This window comes from Catenovulum adriaticum (genome assembly GCF_026725475.1).
GTDB lineage: Bacteria > Pseudomonadota > Gammaproteobacteria > Enterobacterales > Alteromonadaceae > Catenovulum > Catenovulum adriaticum.
Genome location: NZ_CP109965.1, coordinates 342,246 through 367,402, shown reverse-complemented (window position 1 = coordinate 367,402; position 25,157 = coordinate 342,246). Strand labels below are relative to the sequence as shown.

At 38.8% G+C, this 25,157-nt stretch carries 25 protein-coding genes; 17 read left to right on the top strand and 8 right to left on the bottom strand.

What is annotated here, in order from left to right; translation table 11 throughout:
• The first annotated feature begins 165 nt into the window (after positions 1-165).
• The 12 genes from OLW01_RS01550 to mgtE all read left to right on the top strand — a co-directional run bounded on the left by OLW01_RS01550 (position 166) and on the right by mgtE (position 9,390).
• Positions 166-1,140: a calcium/sodium antiporter gene (locus OLW01_RS01550; RefSeq protein WP_268074882.1), complete on the top strand. Its 975-nt coding sequence runs from the start codon at positions 166-168 to the stop codon at positions 1,138-1,140.
• Positions 1,140-2,123 (top strand): KpsF/GutQ family sugar-phosphate isomerase, encoded by a 984-nt coding sequence (locus tag OLW01_RS01545; RefSeq protein ID WP_268074881.1) that lies wholly within the window; start codon positions 1,140-1,142, stop codon positions 2,121-2,123. The genes OLW01_RS01550 and OLW01_RS01545 overlap by 1 nt, the downstream gene beginning before the upstream one ends.
• 29 nt (positions 2,124-2,152) lie before the next feature.
• Positions 2,153-2,704: a 3-deoxy-manno-octulosonate-8-phosphatase KdsC gene (kdsC, locus tag OLW01_RS01540; protein ID WP_268074880.1), complete on the top strand. Its 552-nt coding sequence runs from the start codon at positions 2,153-2,155 to the stop codon at positions 2,702-2,704.
• The gene (lptC, locus tag OLW01_RS01535) at positions 2,701-3,252 is read left to right on the top strand and encodes an LPS export ABC transporter periplasmic protein LptC (RefSeq protein ID WP_268074879.1); all 552 of its coding nucleotides are present in this window, start codon (positions 2,701-2,703) and stop codon (positions 3,250-3,252) included. Before kdsC ends, lptC begins: the two co-directional genes overlap by 4 nt.
• Positions 3,242-3,739, top strand: a complete 498-nt coding sequence (gene lptA / locus OLW01_RS01530; RefSeq protein ID WP_268074878.1) for a lipopolysaccharide transport periplasmic protein LptA — start codon at positions 3,242-3,244, stop codon at positions 3,737-3,739. Before lptC ends, lptA begins: the two co-directional genes overlap by 11 nt.
• Positions 3,739-4,464, top strand: a complete 726-nt coding sequence (lptB, locus tag OLW01_RS01525) for an LPS export ABC transporter ATP-binding protein (RefSeq protein ID WP_268074877.1) — start codon at positions 3,739-3,741, stop codon at positions 4,462-4,464. The genes lptA and lptB overlap by 1 nt, the downstream gene beginning before the upstream one ends.
• A complete protein-coding gene (locus OLW01_RS01520; protein ID WP_268074876.1) occupies positions 4,464-5,972 on the top strand; it encodes an RNA polymerase factor sigma-54 in 1,509 nt (502 codons plus the stop codon). Before lptB ends, OLW01_RS01520 begins: the two co-directional genes overlap by 1 nt.
• A 24-nt stretch (positions 5,973-5,996) precedes the next feature.
• Positions 5,997-6,284 (top strand): ribosome hibernation promoting factor, encoded by a 288-nt coding sequence (gene hpf, locus OLW01_RS01515; RefSeq protein ID WP_268074875.1) that lies wholly within the window; start codon positions 5,997-5,999, stop codon positions 6,282-6,284.
• Complete coding sequence (gene ptsN / locus OLW01_RS01510) at positions 6,284-6,730, top strand: PTS IIA-like nitrogen regulatory protein PtsN (RefSeq protein ID WP_268074874.1); 447 nt, start codon at positions 6,284-6,286, stop codon at positions 6,728-6,730. The genes hpf and ptsN overlap by 1 nt, the downstream gene beginning before the upstream one ends.
• Before the next feature lie 5 nt (positions 6,731-6,735).
• Positions 6,736-7,593, top strand: a complete 858-nt coding sequence (gene rapZ, locus OLW01_RS01505) for an RNase adapter RapZ (protein ID WP_268074873.1) — start codon at positions 6,736-6,738, stop codon at positions 7,591-7,593.
• A gap of 14 nt (positions 7,594-7,607) precedes the next feature.
• Positions 7,608-7,883, top strand: coding sequence for an HPr family phosphocarrier protein (locus tag OLW01_RS01500; RefSeq protein ID WP_268074872.1), 276 nt, complete (start codon positions 7,608-7,610; stop codon positions 7,881-7,883).
• A 148-nt stretch (positions 7,884-8,031) separates the two neighbouring features.
• Complete coding sequence (mgtE, locus tag OLW01_RS01495) at positions 8,032-9,390, top strand: magnesium transporter (protein ID WP_268074871.1); 1,359 nt, start codon at positions 8,032-8,034, stop codon at positions 9,388-9,390.
• 57 nt (positions 9,391-9,447) lie between these two features.
• On the opposite strand, the gene OLW01_RS01490 is transcribed toward mgtE, so the two are convergent.
• Together OLW01_RS01490 and pmbA are read right to left on the bottom strand one after the other, a co-directional pair.
• Positions 9,448-9,840: a response regulator gene (locus OLW01_RS01490; RefSeq protein WP_268074870.1), complete on the bottom strand. Its 393-nt coding sequence runs from the start codon at positions 9,838-9,840 to the stop codon at positions 9,448-9,450.
• Positions 9,841-9,875: 35 nt separating this feature from the next.
• Positions 9,876-11,201 (bottom strand): metalloprotease PmbA, encoded by a 1,326-nt coding sequence (gene pmbA / locus OLW01_RS01485; RefSeq protein WP_268076127.1) that lies wholly within the window; start codon positions 11,199-11,201, stop codon positions 9,876-9,878.
• 412 nt (positions 11,202-11,613) lie between these two features.
• On the opposite strand from pmbA, the gene yjgA reads away from it, so the two are divergent.
• The gene (gene yjgA / locus OLW01_RS01480; RefSeq protein WP_268074869.1) at positions 11,614-12,147 is read left to right on the top strand and encodes a ribosome biogenesis factor YjgA; all 534 of its coding nucleotides are present in this window, start codon (positions 11,614-11,616) and stop codon (positions 12,145-12,147) included.
• A gap of 58 nt (positions 12,148-12,205) precedes the next feature.
• On the opposite strand, the gene OLW01_RS01475 is transcribed toward yjgA, so the two are convergent.
• The 3 genes from OLW01_RS01475 to gpmM form a co-directional block, all read right to left on the bottom strand.
• Positions 12,206-14,545: a Tex family protein gene (locus OLW01_RS01475; protein ID WP_268074868.1), complete on the bottom strand. Its 2,340-nt coding sequence runs from the start codon at positions 14,543-14,545 to the stop codon at positions 12,206-12,208.
• A 154-nt stretch (positions 14,546-14,699) separates the two neighbouring features.
• The gene (locus OLW01_RS01470) at positions 14,700-15,815 is read right to left on the bottom strand and encodes a murein hydrolase activator EnvC family protein (RefSeq protein WP_268074867.1); all 1,116 of its coding nucleotides are present in this window, start codon (positions 15,813-15,815) and stop codon (positions 14,700-14,702) included.
• Positions 15,816-15,912: 97 nt separating this feature from the next.
• The gene (gene gpmM / locus OLW01_RS01465; protein ID WP_268074866.1) at positions 15,913-17,460 is read right to left on the bottom strand and encodes a 2,3-bisphosphoglycerate-independent phosphoglycerate mutase; all 1,548 of its coding nucleotides are present in this window, start codon (positions 17,458-17,460) and stop codon (positions 15,913-15,915) included.
• A gap of 229 nt (positions 17,461-17,689) precedes the next feature.
• Between gpmM and OLW01_RS01460 the strand changes: the two genes are divergently transcribed.
• From OLW01_RS01460 to gpsA, 4 genes are read left to right on the top strand one after another with little or no spacing between them, the layout of a single operon-like run.
• Entirely contained in the window at positions 17,690-18,118 is a 429-nt protein-coding gene (locus OLW01_RS01460; protein WP_268074865.1) for a rhodanese-like domain-containing protein, read from the top strand.
• Between the two features lie 7 nt (positions 18,119-18,125).
• Positions 18,126-18,380 (top strand): glutaredoxin 3, encoded by a 255-nt coding sequence (grxC, locus tag OLW01_RS01455; RefSeq protein ID WP_268074864.1) that lies wholly within the window; start codon positions 18,126-18,128, stop codon positions 18,378-18,380.
• Between the two features lie 19 nt (positions 18,381-18,399).
• Positions 18,400-18,900: a protein-export chaperone SecB gene (gene secB, locus OLW01_RS01450; RefSeq protein WP_268074863.1), complete on the top strand. Its 501-nt coding sequence runs from the start codon at positions 18,400-18,402 to the stop codon at positions 18,898-18,900.
• 3 nt (positions 18,901-18,903) lie between these two features.
• Positions 18,904-19,911, top strand: a complete 1,008-nt coding sequence (gpsA, locus tag OLW01_RS01445) for an NAD(P)H-dependent glycerol-3-phosphate dehydrogenase (protein ID WP_268074862.1) — start codon at positions 18,904-18,906, stop codon at positions 19,909-19,911.
• A 123-nt stretch (positions 19,912-20,034) separates the two neighbouring features.
• On the opposite strand, the gene OLW01_RS01440 is transcribed toward gpsA, so the two are convergent.
• From OLW01_RS01440 to uvrD, 3 genes are all read right to left on the bottom strand, one after another.
• Positions 20,035-21,276, bottom strand: coding sequence for a diguanylate cyclase (locus OLW01_RS01440; protein ID WP_268074861.1), 1,242 nt, complete (start codon positions 21,274-21,276; stop codon positions 20,035-20,037).
• 81 nt (positions 21,277-21,357) lie between these two features.
• The gene (locus OLW01_RS01435; protein ID WP_268074860.1) at positions 21,358-22,620 is read right to left on the bottom strand and encodes a GGDEF domain-containing response regulator; all 1,263 of its coding nucleotides are present in this window, start codon (positions 22,618-22,620) and stop codon (positions 21,358-21,360) included.
• Positions 22,621-22,711: 91 nt separating this feature from the next.
• Positions 22,712-24,877 carry a DNA helicase II gene (gene uvrD / locus OLW01_RS01430; RefSeq protein WP_268074859.1) on the bottom strand — a complete coding sequence of 722 codons (2,166 nt, stop codon included), beginning with the start codon at positions 24,875-24,877 and terminating at the stop codon, positions 22,712-22,714.
• Between the last annotated feature and the right edge of the window lie 280 nt (positions 24,878-25,157).

Sequence of the window (25,157 nt, the reverse complement as noted above, 5' to 3'; positions counted from 1 at the left end):
AAACATAACTGTCAGACCTATTGATATTTAAAATAATTTCAATTGAAATGAATTATTTTTTCAATTCTCGGTTTGAAATAATAACAATAAGTATTTTCTGAAATTTATAGTGATTTAAGTATAATACAGCTAATCAATACAAATGCTGTTTTCATTAAGGTTAATATGTTAGAACAATCCCTTATTTTACTTGTCAGTTTAACGCTGCTGGTTTGGAGCGCAGATAAATTCGTTTACGGTGCTGCTGCTCTTGCTAGAAACTTAGGATTATCGCCACTGATTATTGGTTTAACCATAGTCGCCATGGGTTCCTCCGCTCCAGAAATGATGGTGGCAGGTTCAGCCTCCGTTGCTGGCAAAGTTGACACCGCAATTGGCAACGTAATCGGCTCTAACATTACTAATATCACCTTAGTCCTCGGCTTGACAGCCTTGTTTAAACCTTTACTTGTAGGCTCACAAACTATCCGCCGTGAACTACCCATTATTTTATTAACATCCGCTATCGCCGTTGCATTTCTAGCTGATTATACGCTGGCATTATGGGAAGGGATTACACTCGCTATACTTTTTTTTATTACCATAGGTTATTTAGCTTATTCATCTATCCATAAAACCCCTTTAAATCAAATAGATCGATTAGAAGATGATCTCAGTGATGATGTACCAGAGGGCGTTTCTACAGGTAAATCTATATTTTGGCTTATTGCAGGGCTTACACTGCTATTGATCAGCTCTAATTATTTAGTTGATTCTGCGGTTGTCATTGCTAAATATTTTGGAATCAGCGATTTAGTCATTGGTTTAACAATTATCGCGATTGGTACTTCTTTGCCAGAACTAGCCGCATCTATTACTGGGGTAATGAAAGGTGAAGACGATTTAGCACTAGGTAATATCGTTGGTTCAAACATTTTTAATGCGCTAGCCGTTTTGGCCATCCCTGGGATTCTAGCTCCTGGCGCAATTGACCCTGCAGCATTAACTCGTGATGGTCTGATTATGATAGGGGTCACTATAATGTTAATTGCAATGGCCATTGGCATTAAAGGACCGCGCAGTATTAATAGGGTTGAAGGCGGTATTTTATTTGCCTGTTTTATAGGCTATCAATACATGTTGTTTGGAGGCGCTAGCTAATGCCTTACAATACTCAACAAGCTGATATGCTAACAAGTGCCAGACAAGTTATAGATATTGAGTTAGATGCCGTTAAAAAACTTTATCAATCTTTGGATGAGCACTTTATAACAGCCTGTGAATTATTGTTAAGCTGCCAAGGTAAAATTGTAGTCATTGGTATTGGTAAATCAGGTCATGTTGCTCGTAAAATAGCAGCTACTTTAGCCAGTACAGGCTCGCCCGCTTTTTTTGTTCACCCGGCTGAAGCCTGTCATGGCGATTTAGGCATGATAAGCAAACAGGATATCGTGATCGCCTTATCAAATTCAGGTGAAAGCAATGAAATTATGACCATAGTGCCCGTGATAAAACGTATTGGCGCAAAAATGATTGCACTCACTAGCAATAAAAAATCGAGTTTAGCTGAGCTATCTAATGTTCATATTTTAGTAAAAGCTGATCAAGAAGCCTGCTCGCTTGGTCTCGCCCCGACCGCGAGTACAACTGCAGCGGTAGTGATGGGAGATGCAATAGCAATCACCCTGCTAGATGCTCGCAACTTTTCAGCTGAAGATTTTGCGTTTTCTCATCCATTAGGTTCTCTCGGACGAAAATTGCTCCTAAAAGTAAAAGATTTAATGCACGCCGACGAGCAATTACCCGTGGTCAATCAAACGGTTACTATTGCTGAAGCGTTACTTGAAATTTCACAAAAAAGTTTAGGCTTTGCGGCAGTAATAGACCAACAAAATAAACTCATTGGTATATTTACCGATGGTGATTTACGCCGAACTTTAGATAAAAAAATCAATATACACGACACCGCTATATCAAAAGTAATGACAACTGGTGGAGTAACGGTTACGCCAGATATGCTAGCGGCTGAAGCCCTTAAATTAATGGAAGATAAAAAGGTAAATGGCTTTATCGTGATAGATCAAAACGATCAACCAGTTGGGGCTATTAATATTCACGATTTATTAAAAGCTAAGGTTATTTAATTCAAAACTAACAATGAGAAATTTGATTAATGATATCTAACACCATTTATGGTCTTATTACACCTGACGTTGCCTATCAATTTCAACAAACAAAATTATTAATTTGTGATATTGATGGCGTATTTTCAGATGGCCGAATTTACCTTGGAAACCAAGGCGAAGAACTTAAAGCCTTTCATACGCGAGACGGATTTGGAATCAAAGCTATCATTAATGCAGGTATTCAAGTTGCCGTCATTACCGGCCGAAAATCCAATATTGTTGAAAAACGCATGACATCATTAGGGGTACAGCATATATATCAAGGCCAAGAAGATAAAACTAAAGCTTTTGACTTATTATGTCAGCAACTTGCATTAAGCGCCGATGAGGTAGCCTATATTGGAGATGATGTTCCCGATTTAACCGTTATGCAAAAAGTCGGATTAGCCATTGCCGTGGCCGATGCTCACCCACTTATTTTATCGTTAGCTCATTACACCACTAAAACTCGTGGTGGGTTTGGCGCTGTGCGGGAAGCTTGTGATATATTATTAGAAACTCGAGGTATATTAGCTCAAGCGCAAGGTATGAGTGTATGAAGCAATTGCTGTTATCTGTTTTAGTCATAGTCGCCGTTAGTCAGTATTTTTGGCGTCAATGGTCAACTGAAGACTTAACGCCCAATAAAGTGGAGCAAGTTACCCAGCCTGATTATCAAATAAAACAATTTACTCAGGTAACATATAACTCAACAGGTAACAAACAAACGCAACTAAAAGCTGAAAACCTCGAATATTACCAAGAACTTGAATTTACTTATTTTCAGCACCCTGAATATGTTTTATATTCAGATATGCAAGAATCAAATTGGGTACTCACAGCAAACGAAAGCGGTATTTACGATAACCGCCATTTGGAACTTGAAGGCAATGTATTAGTTAAATCGACTCAACCAACCGATTGGCTAAACGAAATTAATGTGTCGCGGCTTAATATGGATTTAACCCAACATACAATTACCAGCAAAGCACAAGTGAATGCCCAAGGTAATAAATTAAAGGTTTCTGGAAAAGGATTAAAAGGCAACCTAAACACTAAAGAATTTGAATTAACTCAACATGTTCAGGCGACTTATCTTGTTAAATAAACAGCTCGTACTAGGCCTAATTGCCCTACATTTTAATAGCTTTGCCCTTGAATCAGATTTTAAGGAAAATATTGTTATTGATGCGCAAAATCAACAATTAGATATAAAAACTAATACCTTAACCTTTAGTGGCAAAGTGGAAGTGTCACAAGGTTCTTTATTGATGCAATCATCCAAATTGCAAGTTTTGAAAGGCCTAAACCCTGAACAAGATCAAGATATATTGATTGCAACTGGTAGCCCTGCGCACTATCAACAAGAGCTTGAAAACGGCGCGGTACTAACAGCCAAAGCAAATCAAATTCATTACCGAGTAGACGATCGAATATTAACCTTAACGGGTAACGCACAAATTGCACAGCAAGGTAGCCAAGTGAGTGGTGATAAAATTGAATATAATTTAACACTCCAAAAATTAGTGGCTTCATCCGAACAAACTAGTGGTAACCGAGTCAGAACCGTACTAACTCCAAAAAGTGATGATTAATGGCACAGTTAATTGCAAATAATTTGGCAAAAGCGTATAAAAAAAAGCAAGTCGTAAAAAATGTTTCTTTGTCTGTCGATTCTGGCAGCATTGTTGGCTTACTAGGGCCAAATGGGGCCGGTAAAACAACCACATTTTATATGATTGTTGGCTTGGTCGAAAATGACCAAGGCGAAGTATTAATAGACGATACCAATATCACCTATTACCCAATGCATGAACGTGCACGCTCAGGCGTTGGTTACTTGCCACAAGAATCATCTATTTTTAAAAAATTAACGGTTACCCAAAATATTTTTTCCATATTAGAAATGCGAAAAGATATAAACCAGCAGCAAAAGAAAGATAAACTAGAAGAGTTACTAGAAGAGTTTCATATTACCCATATCCGAGATAGTGAAGGTATGTCTTTATCCGGTGGTGAAAGGCGTAGAGTTGAAATAGCCAGAGCATTAGCCGCAGATCCACAGTTTATTTTATTAGATGAACCTTTTGCAGGGGTTGATCCTATTTCTGTAATTGATATAAAACGCATAATTACTCATTTAAAAGAAAGAGGCTTAGGCGTTTTAATTACCGATCATAATGTGAGAGAAACTTTGGATGTCTGCGAAAAAGCGTATATAGTGAGTCAAGGGCAACTTATTGCATCGGGCAGCCCAGAACAAGTGCTAAGCAACCAGCAAGTCCGAGATGTATATTTAGGCGAGCAGTTTAAATTATAATGAAGCAATCAATTCAGTTAAAATTTGGTCAGCATTTAACCATGACTCCTCAATTGCAGCAGGCGATTCGTCTACTGCAACTGTCATCGTTAGACCTACAACAAGAAATTCAAGAAGCGCTTGATGGCAATCCGCTTTTAGAAACGGATGAACCACAGGACGACTTCGAATCGCTTGAAGAATATAACCAGACCAAAAAACAAAAAGAAGATCAAAACCGCAAAGAAAATAACAACCAAGAAAACGGCGAACAAGATGAATATTCGGTTCGTGATAGTCATGATGAAATGACTAATCAGGATATTCCCGATCAACTACCAACTGATAGCACATGGGACGACCATTTCACTCAAGGCAGTAGCAGTAATTCAAGTTCAAGCAACTACAGCTCAGATGAAGATACCGTTTACCAAGGCGAAACCATAGACTCGATCCGAGATCACCTTTTATGGCAAATGGATTTAACCCCCTTTTCTCCACTCGATCGTGGCATCGCCATAGCCATCATTGATGCAATTGATGATTCAGGCTACCTGACTGTCAGCGCAGAAGATATTTTAGAAAGCTTAGGCAATGAAGAAGTAGAGTTAGATGAGGTAGAGTGCGTACTTAAACGCATTCAAGTATTTGACCCGATAGGTGTCGCATCTCGAACCACACAAGAGTGCTTATTAATTCAATTAAACCAATTCGCTGACGACACACCATGGCTAAATGAAGCTAAGTTAGTCATCAAAAATTACATTGCCCTACTAGGCAACCGTGATTATCGAACGTTATTAAGAAAAGCCAAGCTAAAAGAAGATGACTTAAAACAAATCATGAAGCTGATACAATCGTTAAACCCAAGACCGGGTAATAGCGTTGTCGCAGAAGAGGCTCAATACATTGTGCCTGACGTCTCAGTTAAAAAGATAAAAAATAAATGGATTGTAGAGCTAAATCCAGAAAGTGTGCCTAAACTTAGGTTAAACGCAGAATATGCAGCTATGTCAAAAACAGCTCGTAATACGGCCGATAGCCAGTTTATTCGCTCACATATGCAAGAAGCCAAATGGTTTATAAAAAGTTTAGAAAGCCGAAATGAGACTTTACTTAAAGTTGCGCGTTGTATTGTAAAACAACAACAAGATTTTTTTGAACATGGCGAAGAAGCCATGAAACCTATGGTGCTGAATGATGTTGCCGAAGAAGTAGAAATGCACGAATCAACTATTTCACGAGTAACAACGCAAAAATACTTACATACTCCAGCCGGTATTTTTGAATTGAAGTATTTCTTCTCAAGCCATGTCAGCACTGAAAACGGTGGGGAGTGTTCATCGACCGCGATTAGGGCACTTATCAAAAAACTTGTTTCTGCTGAAAACCCAGCAAAGCCGTTAAGTGATAGCAAGATAGCTGAATTGCTAGCCGACCAAGGTATAAAAGTGGCTCGTAGAACCATTGCTAAATACCGAGAGTCGCTATCTATTCCGCCATCTAATCAACGAAAAAGCCTATTGTAGGCTGTAAACCAGAAGGAAAAGTCTATGCAAATCAATTTAACTGGTCATCATGTCGATATCACAACTGCATTACGTGATTATGTCGATACCAAGTTTGCCAAGCTAGAACGCCATTTTGATCATATCAACAATGTGCATGTTATCCTGAATGTTGAGAAGCTAAGCCAGACTGCTGAAGCAACCTTACACTTATCAGGCGGAGAAGTATTCGCCAATGCCGAGCATACCGATATGTATGCTGCAATTGATTCCCTTATCAATAAACTTGATAGACAAGTCATTAAACACAAAGAGAAAATGAAGCATCATTAATGGATATTCAATCTTTTTTAAGCTTGGACTGCACTGCTAGTGCAGTCCCTGTAACCAGTAAAAAACGAGTACTAGAACTCATCAGTCAAATTGCGGCTAAGCAACTCACCGCAGTTCCAGAACAAGAAATTTTAGATGCGCTTATGCAACGTGAACGGTTAGGCAGCACAGGTATAGGTAATGGCATTGCCCTACCCCATGGCCGATTAGCTCATTCAGATCAAACGGTTGCGGTATTAATAACAGCAGAAACTGCAATTAGCTACGATGCAATTGATAACCAACCAGTGAATGTATTTTTTGCCTTACTAGTACCTGAAGCAGAATGTAAAGCGCATTTAAAATCCCTTGCGGCTGTCGCAGAAAAACTTTCTGACAAAGCGATTTTAAAAAAAATCAGAACAGCACAAACCAACCAAGAGCTATATCAAGCTATTACGGAATAAGCATAATGCAACAGCTTGTCATATTATCCGGCCGTTCAGGCTCAGGAAAATCGACCGCGCTAGACCAACTAGAAGACGCTGGTTTTTATTGTATTGATAATATCCCAATACAATTATTGCCATTTTTACCTGAAGCATTAAAAGGTAAATATACACATGTTGCACTTAACCTAGATATCAGAAACTTATCAGACTGGCAGCATGATTTAGCTCAAATTATTGCTCAACTTAAAGCATCCAGTGATATTATTGTTGTTTACATGGATGCCAGCGACAGAACTTTGCTTAAACGCTATTCTGAAACTAGACGAATGCACCCTTTATCTATCACTCAAGCCAGTTTAAGTTTGGATGAAGCCATAAAAGAAGAAGGTGAGCTGTTAAGCCCAATTAGAGAAATAAGCGACCTTTTTATCGATAGTAGCGAACTTAGCATCCATGATTTAAATAAAATAATTACGAACAAAGTATTAAATAAAAAAGCAGGCCATTTAAAATTGGTTTTTCAATCTTTTGGCTTTAAATATGGTATTCCTACTGACGCTGATTATGTGTTTGACGCCCGCTTTTTACCTAATCCTCATTGGGATGAATCGCTCAGGCCCATGACCGGCTTAGATAAACCCGTCCAAGCATTTTTAAAAAATCATGATGAAGTCAAAGGCTTTATCAACAAAATCACTGACTGTATTGAATCTTGGCTACCTATGCTAGAACAAAATAATCGCAGCTATGTGACTGTAGCCATAGGCTGTACTGGCGGCAAGCATAGATCTGTCTATATTGCTGAAGAACTGGGCTGGTATTTTGCCGCATCACAATCAGACGTTTCTATTGTGCATCGTGAGCAATCTAAACACTAAATAAGAAAAACCATATGAACCAAGCCTCTAAAACGCTTTTTATTAAAAATAAATTAGGTTTACACGCTCGAGCTGCCACTCAGCTAGTGCAACTGGCTCAAACTTACCAAAGCAAAATTGAAATTACCTGCGAAGGTAAAACGGCTAGCGCCAACAGCGTGATGGGATTGTTATTATTATCTGGCGCAACAGGCTGTGAAATTCAAGTGCAATGTGAAGGCGAAGATGCAGCGGCAGCGCTTGATGCGGTCGAAAATTTAATAAACGCCAGATTTAATGAAGGCGAATAATAGACAACCTTAACCCGAGTTAAGGTTATCTAAGCATTTCTTATATAGCCATTTTTTAACACTTTAGGTAGACTATAGACAAAGCATTTGAAATCGCCATAGAACAAACATTCCTCTCTTAACCTGCACCGGGAGCATAACAAGAAAAATGCCAGAAGCCTACGAGCATAGCTTATCTAATCAAACATTACTTGAATTAACCGCGGCGTTAAATCGCGGAATGTTTGTTCATGTTCGTAATGCGCTGCATAATATGCCGGCGGTTGATGTTGCCTTTATTTTAGAGTCAACGCCTGTAAAAACCCGTTTTGCATTTTGGCAATTAATTGATTCAGAGTTTCACGGTGAAATACTAGAAGAACTCAGTGAAGATGTAAGAACCAGCATTGTTCGTCAAATGATGCCAGAAGCGGTTGCAGAAGCAACCGAAGGCATGGACACGGATGACCTAGCACAAGTACTCCGAAGCTTACCTGATGAACTCTACCAAGAAGTACTAAATTCACTTGATCATCAAGATAGACACAGAGCAGAAGCCGCCCTAGCCTACGAAGAATTTACTGCGGGCTCGGTAATGAATACAGATACGGTAACGATCAGACCAGACGTAACCGTAGAAGTTGTACTGCGTTATTTAAGAATGCGTGCGGAGTTGCCTAAAAATACCGACAGTTTATATGTGGTTGATCAAGATGATATTTTAATTGGTGAAGTTAGCTTAAACCAGCTTGTCACATCTAGACCTGATTTATTAATTGCCCAATTAATGAATACAGAAGTTAACCCAATTGCTGCCACTATGCCTGAAACTGAAGCTGCACAGCAATTTGAACGTTACAACTGGGTTTCAGCTGCAGTCGTCGATGAGCAAAATCATTTATTAGGCCGGATCACCATTGATGATATGGTCGATATTATTCGTGAAGATGCTGAGCACTCTATGATGAGCATGGCGGGTCTCGATGATGAAGAAGATACCTTCGCGCCCGTAGTGCAAAGTACTAAAAAGCGTTCAATTTGGTTAGGCGTTAATCTATTAACTGCGTTGTTGGCTGCCACTGTTTCTAATTTTTTCGAAGATATTTTAAGTCAACTTGCCGTATTAGCTATTTTAAATACCATAGTGCCAAGCATGGGTGGGGTAGCTGGTAATCAAACGTTAACACTAGTCATTAGAGCAATGGCCCTGGGCCAAGTATTACCAACAAATACCAGAAGTCTATTACTAAAAGAGCTTACCATCGGTTTTTTAAACGGGATCATTTGGGCTGTACTTATTGCTGGTATTGTTGGCGTTTGGAAACAAGATATCACGCTTGCGGCGGTTATCGCGTTTGCAATGCTAATGAACATGCTTGCCGCTGGTATTGCGGGCGTAACAATCCCGCTATTATTAAAGAAATTTAATATAGACCCTGCATTGGCTGGCAGTGTCATCTTAACCACAGTAACTGATATTATTGGTATTTTTGCCTTTTTAGGCAGTGCAGCTTTATTGCTTAGCTAGCTGGTAGGAGCGCTTTATTGACTATAACCCGCCATGCTTAGCTTAAATGGCGGTTAGTTAAACCAGACTCATATTTTTAACCGCTGAGACTAATTTTGTTGGGTTAAATGGCTTAACCAGAAAACCTTTTGCTCCCAACTGCATCGCCTGTTTTACATTATCTACAGTAGAATGGGCCGAAATAATTGTCACTTTAGCCTCTTTATCTTGATCAAGAATAGTTTTAAAAATATCTAAACCATTATCCTCACCCAATTCAATGTCTAAAAAAATAAAGTGAGGTTGGTCAACTTCGTATTTAAATAGTGCATCTCTAGCACTACTTGCTTCGATAAAGTGATTAAAGCCTAGCTCAACCAGCATATTTCTTAAAAAATCTCTCATAATCCGAGAGTCATCTACAATGAGTACTTTTTCAGGTCTAATTGAGCGTTTTTTATTTGAAATCATTTTACAATCGTTATTTGCATTAAAATAGCGGGCGATTAGTTGCCCGCAACCTGCATTTCTTCAACTAACACAGAGCCACATTGAATGCTACCTTTAGTATCAATATCATCACCGACTGCAACAATGTTTTTAAACATCTCAGTTAATTTTCCTGCAATCGTAATCTCACTAACTGGATATTGAATAATACCATTTTCAACCCAAAAGCCAGCTGCACCTCTTGAATAATCACCGGTAACAACATTAACCCCTTGCCCCATCATTTCGGTAACCAACAAACCCGTTCCTAGTTTTTTCAGCATGGCTGCAAAATCGCCACCGCCCGAACTAATTAACCAGTTATGAATACCGCCAGCATGGCCGGTAGCCGTTAAATTCATTTTACGAGCCGCGTATGATGTTAGTAACCACGTATTGAGCGTGCCGTTTTCAACAATATTGCGCTTATGTGTTGCGACGCCTTCTGAATCAAACGCTCGGCTTGATAAGCCTTGTTTGATAAAAGGGTCTTCAACAATATTAAGCCACTCTGGAAATACTTGGGTATCGAGCGCATCTAATAAAAAAGAAGCTTTACGATATAAATTACCGCCACTAATACCACTAATAAAGTGACCAAACAAACTACTGGCAATTTCGCTATTAAACAAAACAGGTACTTTTGCAGTTGCCGCTTTTCGAGGATTCAAACGTGCTAACACTTCTTTTGCTGCCGCTTTACCTACCTGCTCAGGTGAATCTAAGTGATCAAATACCCTAGACAATGTATACGCATAATCGCGCTGCATATCTTCACCATCTCGGCCAATCAAAGCACAACTTAAGTTATGCCGAGAGCTTGGATAAGCTGCCACTAAACCAGTACTGTTTCCATATACTTTAAAACCCTGATGAGATGAAAAAGACGCACCATCACTGTTTTCAATTCGCTTATCTTGATCTAACCCTGCTTTTTCACAAGCAAGTGCAATTTCAATGGCTTTGTCTGAATTAATATCAGCCGGATGATACAAATCTAAGTCGGGAATTTCGGTGACCATCAAGCTAGGATCTGCAATACCTGAACAAGGGTCTTCTGAAGTGTATTTAGCTATATTACAAGCGGCTTCAACTGTTTTTTTCAATGCTTGGCTAGATAAATCAGAGGTTGACGCGCTGCCTTTACGTTTACCAAACCAAACCGCAATCCCCAAAGCGCCGCCATAATCAAACTCAACGGTTTCAACTTCCTGTAACCGACAACCAACTGATAAACCTTGTTGTTTCGACATAGAGACTTCAGCATCGGTCGCACCGAGCTTTTTGGCCAAAGCGAGAGCATCTTCAACCGCTTGGCGAACCTGATTCATTTCTTCAAGCATATAATAATGGGCCATAATTGAACTGATATAATGATGTTTAGTGTAACATAAATGCTTGATTTATCAGTAGCTATACAACTAAAAAGAGCAAACAACTTGCAGCCAACTCAAGCCGCTAATCACAAGTTACCACATCAAATCGCCTCAACGCTGACTAATTAATCTAAACATTAGATAACAAATTACGTTTTAGTCGCTATTTTCCCTGCCAGCTCGCTGGCAACCTTACTGATAATGTAGTTAAATTTTATTTAAGCTCAATAAATTAAATATCTTAGTTAACTGATATTTAGTATTCTGATTGATTAACAGTGAATCTTGTTAATCTCATTTTGGGATAACAAAGACAAAACGATTCAGTTAATGGTAAAATACCTATCCAGAAACAACCATTATCAATAGAAGCAAAATTATGACAGACGATTGGCAAGAAAACCCAGCGCATGAAGATGAAGAAATTATTTATGTAAGTAAGTCTGAGCTAAAACGTGATGCCCAAGACATGCAAAAACTGGCGGAAACCATGCTTAACCTGTCGCCCGCTAACTTACAAAAACTGCCTCTTGACGGCGAGCTCGCCAGAGCTGTTGCCGAAGCAGATAAAATTCGCAATAAAAAAGGCGCGTTTAATCGCCAGTTAAATTACATTGGTAAGTTATTACGATTTGGCGATGCTGATTCGATAAAAATGGCTATCGCAAAAATAGAAAATCAACACTTATTAGCTAATCAGCATTTTCATCAACTGGAAAAAATGCGTGATGAAATCATCAATCAAGGTGACAGTAAAATAAATCAAGTAATTGAAAATAATCCTGTGTTAGAGCGTGCGAAATTGCGTCAACTGGTACGTCAGGCGAAAAAAGAAGCAAGTCAGGGCAAACCGCCTAAATCAGCACGGCAAATTTTTCAGTATTTAAAAGAAAATATCCCAGCCAAAGATTAATTTTTTTCCGCAAACGCGTAAACAAAAAAGGCGCTTCACCAGCGCCTTTTTTGTTTGTTTATTTTTGCTTAGCTTTAGCAAAGGCCTCAGCAAAGGCATTACCCATCATTCCATTTCCACCATGGCTTTTATGACCACCACTTTTAGCATGTGCAGGTCGTTGTCCTGGCTTTTTAGCTTGTGGCTTATTAGTAGCGGTTCTGTCTGGTTTAGAGGTATTATCAATTTTATCGCTGAGTCTCATTGTAAAACCAATCCGTTTACGCGGCGCGTCTACTTCAATCACCTTAACTTTAACAATATCACCTGCTTTAACAACTTTGCGAGGGTCATCAATAAAGTTTTCAGACATCGCCGAAATATGCACCAAACCATCCTGATGGACTCCCACATCAATAAAAGCACCAAAATTTGTTACATTAGTCACAACCCCTTCCAGTGTCATCCCCACGACTAAATCATTAATCGTATCAACGCCTTCTTTAAAGGTAGCAGTTTTAAATTCAGGTCTAGGATCTCGGCCAGGTTTATCAAGCTCAGCCACAATATCTTTAACGGTCGGCAAACCAAACTGCTGATCAGTATATTCATTAGGGTCTAAAGCTTTTAGCTTAGCGCTATTACCCATTAAGCTAGTCACTACTTCATCGTTGGCAGCTAATATCTTTTCAACCACAGGATAAGCTTCAGGATGAACTGAAGAGGCGTCTAGTGGATTATCCCCACCAATAATTCGCAAAAAGCCTGCACACTGCTCAAACGCTTTTGGCCCTAAGCGTGATACCTTTTTAAGTTCTGAACGTGACTGAAAACGCCCTTGAGCATCTCTAAAATCAACCACATTTTGAGCCATCGTTTTTGTTAAACCGGATACTCTAGTGAGTAAAGGAACTGAAGCTGTGTTTAAATCAACCCCAACGGCATTTACGCAATCTTCAATTACAGAGTTTAACGACTTAGACAACGCACTTTGGTTAACATCATGCTGGTACTGGCCAACACCTATAGATTTAGGCTCAATTTTTACCAATTCAGCTAATGGATCCTGCAAACGTCTTGCGATAGAAACAGCGCCACGTAATGAAACATCTAAATTTGGGAACTCAATCGCAGCCGTTTCAGATGCCGAATAAACAGACGCACCCGCTTCGCTGACCATAATTTTATTAATTTTAAGTTCAGGTTCTTGTTTAAGTAATTCAGTAACTAGTTTATCAGTTTCACGAGAACCCGTTCCATTACCAATACTAATGAGCTCAACTTTATGTTGCTTAACTAGGTTGGCAAGTGTTCGCTTACTTTTATCCCAAGCGTTCTGTGGTGGGTGTGGAAAAATAGTTGCCGTATCGAGTAACTTTCCCGTTTTATCAACAATCGCAATTTTTACCCCAGTTCGAATCCCAGGATCTAACCCCATAGTTACTTTATCACCAGCAGGTGCCGCCATTAACAAATCTTTCAGGTTAGTTGCGAATACAGAAATCGCTTCTGATTCTGCTTTTTCTCGAACGTCAGCAAATAATTCAGTTTCCATATGGGTTTGAATTTTAACTCGCCATGCCCAGCTAATTGCTTGTTTTAAAAAGGCTTCAGCTGCTCTGCCAGACCAGGTAAAGTTAAAGTATTCGGCAATCATAACTTCAACCACAGAGCCAACTTGTTGCTCTGGTTTATTTGGATCAGCATTTAAGCTCAACGCTAAGTAACCTTCGTTACGACCTCTAAAAATGGCCAAAGCTCTGTGCGAAGGGATTTGTTTTACCGCTTCACTAAATTCAAAATAGTCACTAAACTTAGCCGCTTCTTTTTCTTTTCCGCTAATCACTTTGGCATCTATCGTTGCATTTTGAGTTAAATATTGACGAATTTTTTTAAGTAACGGGGCTTCAACTGCAAAGCGCTCCATTAAAATAAAACGAGCGCCTTCTAGCACAGATTTTTCGTCATTAAAGCCCTGCTCGGCATTAATATATTGTTGAGCTGATGCCTCAGGGTTAGTATTTAAGTCTGCTAAAATTTCATCAACTAAAGGCTCAATACCAGCTTCAATCGCGATTTGACCTTTAGTACGTCTTTTAGGTTTGTAAGGTAAATATAGCTCTTCTAGATCGGTTTTACTTTGTGCTTGCTCTATCGATTTAGCAAGCGAATCAGTCAGTTTCCCTTGCTCATCGATGCTGCGTAAAATAACACTTCGGCGGTCCGCTAACTCTCGTAAGTAGCCTAATCTTGACTCTAATGTTCGCAGTTGAGTGTCATCTAATCCACCCGTTGCTTCTTTACGATAACGAGCAACAAAAGGAACCGTGGCTCCGCCATCTAATAGTTCTACAGCTGCATTTACTTGCTGTGTTTGAACCCCAATTTCTGCAGCGATCAGTTTTACAATATCTGTCATTTTTATTCCTGTTGTTGCCTCAATGCAACCCATCTAATTACATTACTACCATATATATACAGCAGCGTTTGCGCTTATATCGAATATTTCAATATTATCAAATGCCTGCTGGCAAGGCTATCTAGCCATCATAATTTGGCTGAAAAGTGTTAACTCAGTGACACCATTTTGTTGGATCAAGTGGCTTGCCTTGATAACGAATTTCAAAATACAAGTTAGGTGTTGCTTGTCCGCCTGATTGTCCTACTAGTGCGATAGGTTCACCGGCGTGAACCGTATCACCTACATCTTTTAAAAGGGCTTGGTTATGTCCATACAAGCTCATGTAACCATCACCGTGCTCAACCACTAATACTAAACCATACCCATTTAGCCAATCAGAAAAAATGACTTGCCCTGCATATATGTTATTAACAACTTGTCCAGCGGAAGCATTTATAACAACGCCTTTCCAACGTAACTCTCCTGACTTTCGCTTACCAAAATAATCCCGTACACGACCTTTAGTTGGCCATAACAGCCGCCCTTTGACTTGACCTAAACCACTAAAATTAGTTTGCTTGGGTAAAGCTTCAACTGCTTCTGCTAAAGCTTTTAGTGCTTGGCTCAATGCGCTTTCGTCTTGCTTTAATGCCGCTAGCTGTTGTTGGTCTGTTTTAATAATATTCGCAAGCTGAGCTAAATTTTGTTTTTGAGCTTGTTTTAATTTAACTAATTCTGTTTGCTTATTTTTTTGAGTGTCGAGTAACTTTGCAAACTCAAGCTGTGCTTCTGTCAGTACTTGTTTGTTTTTTTCAAGCGCTACAACGGTAAGTTTGAGTTTTTCAACTTCTTTAATTCGGGCTTTGTTTAGGTATTGATAATAGGTTAGAACCCGCTCTAGTTTAGCTGGCGAGTTTTGATTTAACATCATTTTTAAATAATCATGTTGGCCAATTTGATAAGCACTTTTAATTTGCCCCGTAAGCATTTTTAGCTGTTGCTGTTTTATTTGTTCCAATTCTTTTTGCTGTGCTTCAAGCGCTGTGATTCTTTGTTTTATGTCGGTTAATTTTTGTTCTGTCTGACGTAATCGTTTTGTCACTTGGCCGATTGCTTGGTCTGTATCTTTTAGTGATTTTTCTATTGCTTGATGATCGCTTGAGGTTTTTTTCAACTGAGTTTGAGTTGCTAAAATTTGTTGTTGAACTTGCTCTAGTTTTTGTCGAGTTTGCGCCGCTTTATCGGCATAAGCTGAAGGTATAAAAAAAGCCAATACAACAAAGAACAAACAGCCACTAAACAAGCTGGCTGTTTGTTCTTTGATATTTAGATAGGATTTATTATACAGCAAAATAAATTATCGATTGATTCATACAATCTTTAACTTATTTCAACTTCATTATGGTTTTGCCTGTCATTTCTTCAGGCTGTTCCATACCCATCAAGTGCAACATAGTGGGTGCAACATCACTTAATACACCTTTATCTGTTGTAATTTCAGCATCACGACCAAAATAAATAAACGGCACTGGTTCGCTGGTGTGAGCGGTGTGCGCTTGGCCGGTTTTTGGATCTGTCATTTGTTCTGCGTTACCGTGATCGGCTGTAATTAAACATTCACCGCCAACTTCAGCTAAAGCTTCAACCACTCGTCCTATTGCTGTATCTACAGCTTCGCACGCTTTAACGGCGGCATCAAAATCACCAGTATGACCAACCATATCACCATTTGGATAGTTACAAATAATCGCATCAAATTTTTGCGATTTAATCGCATCAACCAATTTATCGGTTAATAACACAGAGTTCATTTCTGGTTGAAGATCATAAGTTGCCACTTGTGGTGATGGCACTAAAATACGCTCTTCGCCTTTAAATTCATCTTCACGGCCACCGCTGAAAAAGAAAGTCACATGTGCATATTTTTCAGTTTCAGAAATTCTAAGCTGAGTTTTACCTTCCTTTTCTAACCATTCAGGAAACACATTGACCAGTGCTGTTGGTGGGTAAGCGATATTCGCTTTAATATCAGCGGCGTACTGAGTTAACATCACAAAATCGGCTAATTTTGGCGCTGCTTTTTTATCAAAGCCAGAAAAATCAGCTTCAACAAAAGCACGGGTTATTTCACGAGCACGGTCGGCTCTAAAGTTCATAAAGATAACTGCGTCGCCATCTTCAACTTTAGCTGCATTACCAGCTTCATCAACAATGGCTGTCGCTTTAACAAACTCATCGTTTTCGTCACGTTCATAAGCTGCAGCTAACCCTTCAACCGCCGTTTTAGCTGTGAATTCAGATTCACCCAAAGTAAGTAAGTCATAACAAGCTTGCACACGATCCCAACGCTGATCTCTATCCAACGCGAAATAACGACCAATTAAACTAGCAACTCTACCTTTACCTATCGCTTTAAATTGTTCTTCAAATTTTTCTAATGTTGCTTTTGCACTGCGTGGCGGGGTATCTCGGCCATCTAAAAAGGCATGCAAATAAATTTTCTCTGCTCCACGTTGAGCCGCAAGTGCAATCATAGCTTCAATGTGGTCTGAGTGGCTATGTACACCGCCTGGCGAGGCTAAGCCCATAATATGCACAGCTTTGTCATTGTTTACTGCTGCATCAACCGCATTCACTAATGCTGGGTTTTCAAAAAAAGTTTTCTCTTGAATATCTTTAGTCACTCGAGTGAAATCTTGGTAAACCACTCGGCCTGCACCTAAATTAACATGGCCAACTTCACTGTTACCCATTTGACCATCTGGTAAACCAACATCCATACCAGAGCCTGAAATTAAAGTGCTTGGAAACTCTTTAGTTAAACGATCAAGATTTGGCGTATTAGCCGCCATTACCGCGTTGTTATCTGGGTTTTCACTATAGCCCCAGCCATCCATAATAATAAGTACGAGCGGTTTTTTATTCATAGTCATCGTTGTGTCCTATTAGTTACTTTCGTATTAATTATCTTTATTTTACCGATTTTTATAAAACAAATCAGTTTGTTTAAGGATTTATTCAATAATTTTCTTTATTTTTGAGATAAATTTATTTTAGTTTAATCTTTGCCCTGTACATTTAACTTTGATTGACAACTGCTTCTGGTATCTTGAAGCCGTTTGGGTATAATTCATGCCAATTTATAAATAGTCAGGTTCAAACATGCAAGAGTACATTGAATTTTTTGCAAACCACCCTTTTTTAAGTGCGATTTGGTTTGTATTATTTTTTGCTGTGGTATACACAGTATTTCAGTCTAAATTTTCAAATTTTAATAAAGTAAATCCTCAACAATTAACTTTATTAGTCAATAAAGAAGACGCTGGTATTGTTGATATTAGAGGCCAAGCAGATTTTAACAAGGGTCACATAGCGGGCGCGCTTAATTTAACAGCAGACCAAGTGGAAGGCGGTAAAAACGCGAAGCTTGAAAAGTATAAAAAACGCCCCATTATTATTGTTTGTGCCGCTGGCATGAATGCCAGCAAGGTTGCAAACCAATTAGCTCAAGCTGAGTTTGAGAATATTAATATTCTTGACGGTGGTATGAATGCTTGGGTAAATGCTAACTTACCAGTTGCAAAAGGTTGATTTGATTATGGCTAAAGTCATTGTTTATAGTAAAACATGGTGTCCATTTTGTGTTAGAGCAAAAGCACTACTCACTCAAAAGTCAGTTGATTTTGAAGAAATTAACATTGGCGCTGAGCCAGAAAAAAGAGACGAAATGATTAAACTCAGTGGTCAGCATACTGTGCCACAAATTTTTATTAATGAGCATCATGTTGGTGGTTGTGATGAACTGCTAGCAGCTGAAGCTCAAGGCGAGCTTGATCGCCTTCTCAACACTTAAATATAACAAAGGTATTCTCATGGCAGAACAAACTCCAGAAGCAGGCGCTCCAGAATCTGCACAGTTTTCAATTCAACGTGTATTTGCAAAAAATATTTCATTTGAAACACCAAACTCACCAGAAATCTTCGCTGAAGCGTGGAAGCCTGAAGTGCAAATGGATATAGACACCAAATCTAGAAAGTTAGATGCCGACAACTACGAAGTGGTTTTATCAATTACCGTTACTGCAAAAGTAGGTGATAAAACTGCATTTTTAGTTGAAGTGGAACAAGCGGGTATTTTTGCCATTGCGAACTTACCACCACAACAAATGGCTCATACGATTGGCTCAATGTGTCCAGGTATCTTATTCCCGTATGCGCGTGAAGCGATCTCAAATTTAGTTAATCGTGGTACTTTTCCACCACTTAATTTAGCGCCAGTTAATTTTGATGCTTTATTTGCAAGCTATATGCAGCAAGTTGCAGAGCAACAAGCTGAAGCGGGTGAAGAAGAGTCTCAAAAGCTAGATTCATAATATATGACACAACAAAACTATGACGTTACTGTCATCGGTGCCGGTTCATACGGCACCGCATTAGCCATTTGCATTGCTCGTAACCAGCATAAAACCTTATTGTGGGCACGAGACCAAGATCAAGTTGAACAAATGCAAACAACCCGAGAAAACAGCCGTTATTTACCTGGCATAGTGTTTCCTGAATCACTTGAAATTGAGTCTGATTTAATTCAAGCGGTGAGTCAAAGCCAAAACATTTTGCTCGTGGTTCCTAGCCATGCATTTGCCGATATGCTCGCTAAAATAAAGCCTTACTTGCAAGATAATGCATCCGTTGCTTGGGCAACAAAAGGGCTTGAACCTGACACGGGTCGATTGTTACAAGATGTTGCAAGAGAACAATTAGGTACAGCTGCAACCTTGGCGGTTATCAGTGGACCTACATTTGCAAAAGAAATGGCAGCAGGCTTGCCTACCGCAGTTTCTGTATCCTCGACCAGTAGTGATTTTATTCAAACTTTATCAAATTTATTACACTGTGAACGCACGTTTCGAGTTTACAAAAACAATGATTTTACTGGGGTTCAGCTCGGTGGCGCGGTTAAAAACGTAATAGCTATTGGTGCAGGCATGGCTGACGGAATAGGTTTTGGTGCAAATGCAAGAACGGCATTAATTACTCGAGGTTTAGCTGAGTTGTGTCGTTTAGGCGCAGCATTAGGTGCAAAACAAGAAACTTTTATGGGGATGGCCGGATTAGGCGACTTAGTGTTAACTTGTACTGATAACCAGTCTCGTAATCGTCGTTTTGGTTTAGCTTTAGGGCAAGGTAAAAATGTTGAGCAGGCAATAACTGATATTGGTCAGGTGGTAGAAGGTTACCGTAATACCAAAGAAGTTTATATGTTAGCCCAGCGAATGCAGGTTGAAATGCCGATCGTTGATCAAATTTATCAGGTTTTATATCAAAATAAACCACCAAAAGAAGCGGCTATTGCACTTTTGAGCCGTGAACAAAAATTTGAATAGCAAGCATTGCTGTAAATTGCTAGCTATTAAAGAAAAAGCCTGCACTGAGCAACAAGTCAATGCAGGCTTTTTTAATGTCTAGATTAATATTTTTGAGGATAATAACTATAATTTAAATAACAGCTATCCTTTAAACTCAACAACCTGATTTCGACCATTATTTTTGGCTTGGTATAATGCAATGTCAGCCTGTTTAATTAATTTCTCAAGCTCGTTTGATTGACATACCGTAAATCCAACACTCGCTGTAATACTAATACTGTTATTAGGAATTTCCATTTCAAAGTGCTCTAAATGATGAATAAAAAATTCAAGCCTTCCAAGCGCTTCATCCGGCGACATCTGCTGCAATAAAATACAAAATTCTTCACCACCAAAGCGAGCAACTAAGTTGCCTCTAAAATGAGATTCTAACCGTTGGGCAGTTTGCCTTAAAACGCTGTCGCCGGCATCATGTCCATATTGATCATTTATTTGCTTAAAGTGGTCTAAGTCAATAATGGCTAATGCTGAATTAGAAATGTTATCATGCTGAGTGATCTCTCCTGCTCGCTCAAAAAAGTAGCGTCTATTAAAAAGACGAGTTAAATAATCATGATTGGCTGCAAATTGAACCTCTGCGACATGCTCAATATATTCTAAATTACAAAAAATTCGGGCATAAAACTCATCAGGATTAAAAGGTTTACTTAAGCAGTCATTCGCTCCATTTTTTAAAAAACGGGCCGCAATAATGCTTTTTGGTGTGGCAGAAATCGCAATAATAGCCAATTGCTCCAAACTATATTGCATTCTAATTTTTTGCACCAACTCAATGCCTGTCATGTTGGGCATCGTTTGATCTGTGACCACCATTTTAATATCTGGCTGGTTTTCTAGTAAAGCCAGAGCTTCTGCCCCATCAGAAGCTTCGCTAACTTTAAAGTTATGCCGTAATAACAATTTTTTAAGGTAATTTCTGGCTGATAAAGCATCGTCCACAATCAAAATACGAATATCTCGATTATGCTTTAACCTTAATAATAACTTAGCAATATAATCAAATGAATGAATGGTTTCTGCCGCTATATAATCAACCACAGCTTTACTTAATACAGCGTCACGAGTCGTATCAGCTAATTGATTGGTTAGTACAAAACTGGGAATATTTTGACTAATTAAAAAATCAATGGCTTCTCCGCTTTTTGCATCTGGTAATGAAAAATCGACACAAGCACAAAAAAAGTGAGTCTCAACAGAAAGTACTTTTTCAAGTTGGAAATAAGAAGCGACATGAATAGATTCAAAACCTAATTTATTTGCTATTGCTCTCACTCTAGCAGCTATTGCAGCATTATCATTTACAATTAATATCGTGTTGTTCATATAATAAAACCTTGCAGGGCTGCATTTATTACTTAAATTCAAGTTTGCTTTGTAAGAGGCTAATGGCTTAATTAAAGTCTTTTACCAACTAACTTTATTGCGCCCACTTTGTTTACTCTGATAAAGCGCTTTGTCGGCTTGGGTGATCATAACATCTAGCATACTAACCTCGACAGCTACACCTATACTCACCGTATATTGAATTAGTTTATCTTCAAAAGCTACTTTCACTTTTGCTATTTTTTTCCGTAATTGTTCAATTTGCTTAACTAATGTTTTTAAGTCTTGGCCATATATAAATAAACAAAATTCTTCACCTCCAAAACGTGCAATTAAAGGCTCATCTTGCGTATGTTTAATTGCGGCAAAAAAATCAGTCATACAATCAGCAGTTGCTTTGATCACTTTATCACCGGCATCATGCCCGTATTGATCATTTACCTGTTTAAAATGATCTATGTCGAGCATAGCAATGCAAAACGCTTGTTCGTTTGTTTTAATTCGCTTAATCAATTTAGGGGCTTTTTGAAAAAAACACTGGCGATTGATTAAACCAGTCAGGTAATCAATATTTGCAAGCCGTTGAATTTGATTAACATACTCTGTATTTTCTATATTTTGATTAACCCGACAATAAAAATCCTCTAAACAAAATGATTTAGGGAGAAAGTCATTAGCACCATTTTGAATAAAACGAGACGACAAAGCACTCGCATTGGCACCAGAAAGTGCAATAATCGCTAATTGATCTTTCTCGTAGCGTTTTCGAATTTCACTAACAAACCGAATACCACTCATTACAGGCATTTCGTGATCAGTAATCACCAGTTTAATATCCGAAAACTGCTGCAGTTTAACTAACCCTTGGGCTCCATTTTCAGCTTCTGAAATTTTAAAATGATGGCGTTTTAATAATTTACAGATATAAGACCGAGCTGAGCTAGAATCATCCACAACCAAAATTCTAACCTTTTTATTGCTTTGCAAGCGGCTCAGCAATTTACCCAAATATAAATAAGTTTGAGCTGTTTCTTTAGGAATATAGTCAATAACGGAGCGTTTTAAAATTAACTCCCGAGTTTCACTATCGACTCTGCCTGTTAATACAATAGATGGGACTTGGTGAGATAAGGTTAAATCTACAGCTTCACCATTTTGTGCATCCGGTAAATTATAATCGACTGATGCCAGTTGATAAGTTTTGTTCGACTTTAATAAAGCTTGCGCTTGAGCATAACTGGATGCGATATCAACTTGATAGCCAGCTTTATACGCAATGTGTTTAATAACAGAGGCGATAGGCTTGCTATCTTCAATCACTAACATAGGTATTAAACTATCCAAACTTTACCCTTATCCTTTGAATCTAAGTGACTCATTTTTAAAGATTATAGAAGCTTATTTCGTTGAAAAAAAGCTCGCTTTTCAAACTTAGTTAACAGGCTTCTAATCGCGCATAAGCTAACATCAACCATTTAGACCCCAAATCATCAAAACTAACTTCAACTCGGCTTTGATTACCCGCGCCTTCAAAATTAGTGATAACCCCTCGACCAAATTTAGCATGTGAAACACTTTGCCCTAAACTAAAACCAGTTTCATTAAAAGATTCAGTCTTTACTGTTTGACTAAAACGGCCGGCTGAACTAGGCCGAGACACCTGATTATTTAAACGAACTTCTTCAATGCAATCAGCTGGAATCTCTTGCAAAAAACGACTCGGAGAGTGATATTGATCCTTCCCGTAAATACGTCGAGTTTCAGCGTGCGTAATATATAATTTTTGCTTTGCGCGCGTCATACCCACATAACAAAGCCGACGCTCTTCTTCCATTCGACCTGATTCTTCTGTGGTTTGCAAGCTTGGAAACATACCTTCTTCAACACCCGCCATAAATACCAATGGAAACTCTAACCCTTTCGCTGTATGTAATGTCATTAGCTGAACCGCATCTTGATGTTTATCCGCTTGGTTTTCTCCAGACTCTAGTGCCGCGTGTGATAAAAATGCACTTAAATCGGTTAACTCCGGTTCAGTATTATCAAATTGCCGACAAGCCGTGATTAACTCTTCAATATTTTCAACTTTAGCTTGCGCTTTTTCACCTTTATCAGATTGATACATTTGTAACAATCCTGATTTTTTAATCGCTGCGTCTGCTTGTTGATATAAAGGTAAATCGTCTATCTCATTATCAATTTGCGAAATTAACTGTACAAAGCCTTTAATACTTGAGGCCGCTCGCCCTGCTAATAGTTGTTTCTCGAGCATTTCTGTTGCGGCATCCCACAATGTAACCGAATGCTGACGAGCAAATTGACGAATTTGCTCAAGCGATTTATTACCGACCCCCCGAGTTGGCGTATTAACAATACGCTCAAATGCGGCGTCATCTTGACGATTATTGATGATTCTTAAATATGCGAGTGCGTCTTTAATTTCTTGCCGATCAAAAAAGCGCAAGCCGCCGTAAATACGATAAGCAATTTTTTCCATTAGCAAAGCTTCTTCCAATACCCGAGATTGAGCATTGCTTCGATACAAAATGGCACTTTCTGCTAATTTATTACCTTGGCTAAACCAATCTTTAATTCGTCCAACAATAAATCTTGCTTCATCTAATTCGTTAAAAGCGGCATACTCGGTAATGGTTTCACCATCACTGGCTTGAGTCCACAAGCTTTTGCCTAAACGATCACTATTATTTTTAATAACGGTATTAGCTGCTTTTAGAATAGTACCGGTTGAGCGATAATTTTGCTCTAGACGAATAGTGTGAGCATCTGGAAAGTCGGTTAAAAAGCGCTGTAGGTTTTCAACTTTTGCGCCGCGCCAGCCATAAATTGATTGATCGTCGTCACCCACTATCATCATATGGTTATCAGCATCGGCCAATAACCTTAACCAAGCATATTGAATATTATTTGTATCTTGAAACTCATCGACCAAAATATGTTTAAATCGGTTTTGGTAATGCTTTAACAGCTGAGGCTGCTTTAACCACAACTCATGAGCTCGCAGGAGTAATTCAGCAAAATCAACTAAACCAGAGCGATCACAGGTCTGCTGATAAGTCTGATACACTTTTTTCCAAACTTCTTCCTGTTGATTTCCATAGGTTTCTATATGTTGGGCGCGCAAACCTTCATCTTTTTTACCGTTGATGTACCACATAGCTTGCTTAGGTGGCCACTTTTTTTCATCTAGCTCCATGGCTTTAACAATACGTTTAATCAACCTATGCTGGTCATCTGAGTCTAGTATTTGAAAACCTTCAGGTAAACCAGCATCAGCGTAATGCAAACGCAGCATTCTATGAGCGAGGCCATGGAATGTCCCTATCCACATGCTTTGTACTGAGGTTTGTAATAAGTCTTCAACTCGGTTGCGCATTTCAGCAGCCGCTTTGTTGGTAAAGGTAACGGCTAAAATAGAATGTGGGGAGATATTTTCAACTTGCATTAAATACGCGATTCTTTGCACCAGCACTCGGGTTTTACCACTACCAGCACCCGCTAATACCAACATTGATTGCTCTGGCGCGGCTACGGCTTCGCGTTGCTTGTCATTTAAGCCATCAATTAAATTTGTAATATCCATCCAGATCCCATTTTATAAATACGCAATTAAACTCATTGGCGAATTGTACTGGATAAACTAACAGTTCCCAAGTTAACGGCTGAATTTATTTTTATCTGGATTAAAAGTAAACAAAAAAAGAATTTAAGATTACTTAATGAGGAGATTCGGTTGGTTAACCGAATGTGTTTAAATAAATTAAAACCAAGCATATAATGCAATTTAAAATTACATTATATGCTTATTTTACTTAATCGATGAGCGAATGCGCATTTATCTTTGTTTATAATTTGAACTGAAC

Bases quoted from the DNA above. Each gene is read 5' to 3' on its own strand.
- OLW01_RS01550 (WP_268074882.1), top strand. From the start codon at position 166: ATGTTAGAACAATCCCTTATTTTACTTGTCAGTTTAACGCTGCTGGTT.
- OLW01_RS01545 (WP_268074881.1), top strand. From the start codon at position 1,140: ATGCCTTACAATACTCAACAAGCTGATATGCTAACAAGTGCCAGACAA.
- kdsC (WP_268074880.1), top strand. From the start codon at position 2,153: ATGATATCTAACACCATTTATGGTCTTATTACACCTGACGTTGCCTAT.
- lptC (WP_268074879.1), top strand. From the start codon at position 2,701: ATGAAGCAATTGCTGTTATCTGTTTTAGTCATAGTCGCCGTTAGTCAG.
- lptB (WP_268074877.1), top strand. From the start codon at position 3,739: ATGGCACAGTTAATTGCAAATAATTTGGCAAAAGCGTATAAAAAAAAG.
- OLW01_RS01520 (WP_268074876.1), top strand. From the start codon at position 4,464: ATGAAGCAATCAATTCAGTTAAAATTTGGTCAGCATTTAACCATGACT.
- hpf (WP_268074875.1), top strand. From the start codon at position 5,997: ATGCAAATCAATTTAACTGGTCATCATGTCGATATCACAACTGCATTA.
- ptsN (WP_268074874.1), top strand. From the start codon at position 6,284: ATGGATATTCAATCTTTTTTAAGCTTGGACTGCACTGCTAGTGCAGTC.
- rapZ (WP_268074873.1), top strand. From the start codon at position 6,736: ATGCAACAGCTTGTCATATTATCCGGCCGTTCAGGCTCAGGAAAATCG.
- OLW01_RS01500 (WP_268074872.1), top strand. From the start codon at position 7,608: ATGAACCAAGCCTCTAAAACGCTTTTTATTAAAAATAAATTAGGTTTA.
- mgtE (WP_268074871.1), top strand. From the start codon at position 8,032: ATGCCAGAAGCCTACGAGCATAGCTTATCTAATCAAACATTACTTGAA.
- OLW01_RS01490 (WP_268074870.1), bottom strand. From the start codon at position 9,840: ATGATTTCAAATAAAAAACGCTCAATTAGACCTGAAAAAGTACTCATT.
- pmbA (WP_268076127.1), bottom strand. From the start codon at position 11,201: ATGCTTGAAGAAATGAATCAGGTTCGCCAAGCGGTTGAAGATGCTCTC.
- yjgA (WP_268074869.1), top strand. From the start codon at position 11,614: ATGACAGACGATTGGCAAGAAAACCCAGCGCATGAAGATGAAGAAATT.
- OLW01_RS01475 (WP_268074868.1), bottom strand. From the start codon at position 14,545: ATGACAGATATTGTAAAACTGATCGCTGCAGAAATTGGGGTTCAAACA.
- gpmM (WP_268074866.1), bottom strand. From the start codon at position 17,460: ATGACTATGAATAAAAAACCGCTCGTACTTATTATTATGGATGGCTGG.
- OLW01_RS01460 (WP_268074865.1), top strand. From the start codon at position 17,690: ATGCAAGAGTACATTGAATTTTTTGCAAACCACCCTTTTTTAAGTGCG.
- grxC (WP_268074864.1), top strand. From the start codon at position 18,126: ATGGCTAAAGTCATTGTTTATAGTAAAACATGGTGTCCATTTTGTGTT.
- secB (WP_268074863.1), top strand. From the start codon at position 18,400: ATGGCAGAACAAACTCCAGAAGCAGGCGCTCCAGAATCTGCACAGTTT.
- gpsA (WP_268074862.1), top strand. From the start codon at position 18,904: ATGACACAACAAAACTATGACGTTACTGTCATCGGTGCCGGTTCATAC.
- OLW01_RS01440 (WP_268074861.1), bottom strand. From the start codon at position 21,276: ATGAACAACACGATATTAATTGTAAATGATAATGCTGCAATAGCTGCT.
- uvrD (WP_268074859.1), bottom strand. From the start codon at position 24,877: ATGGATATTACAAATTTAATTGATGGCTTAAATGACAAGCAACGCGAA.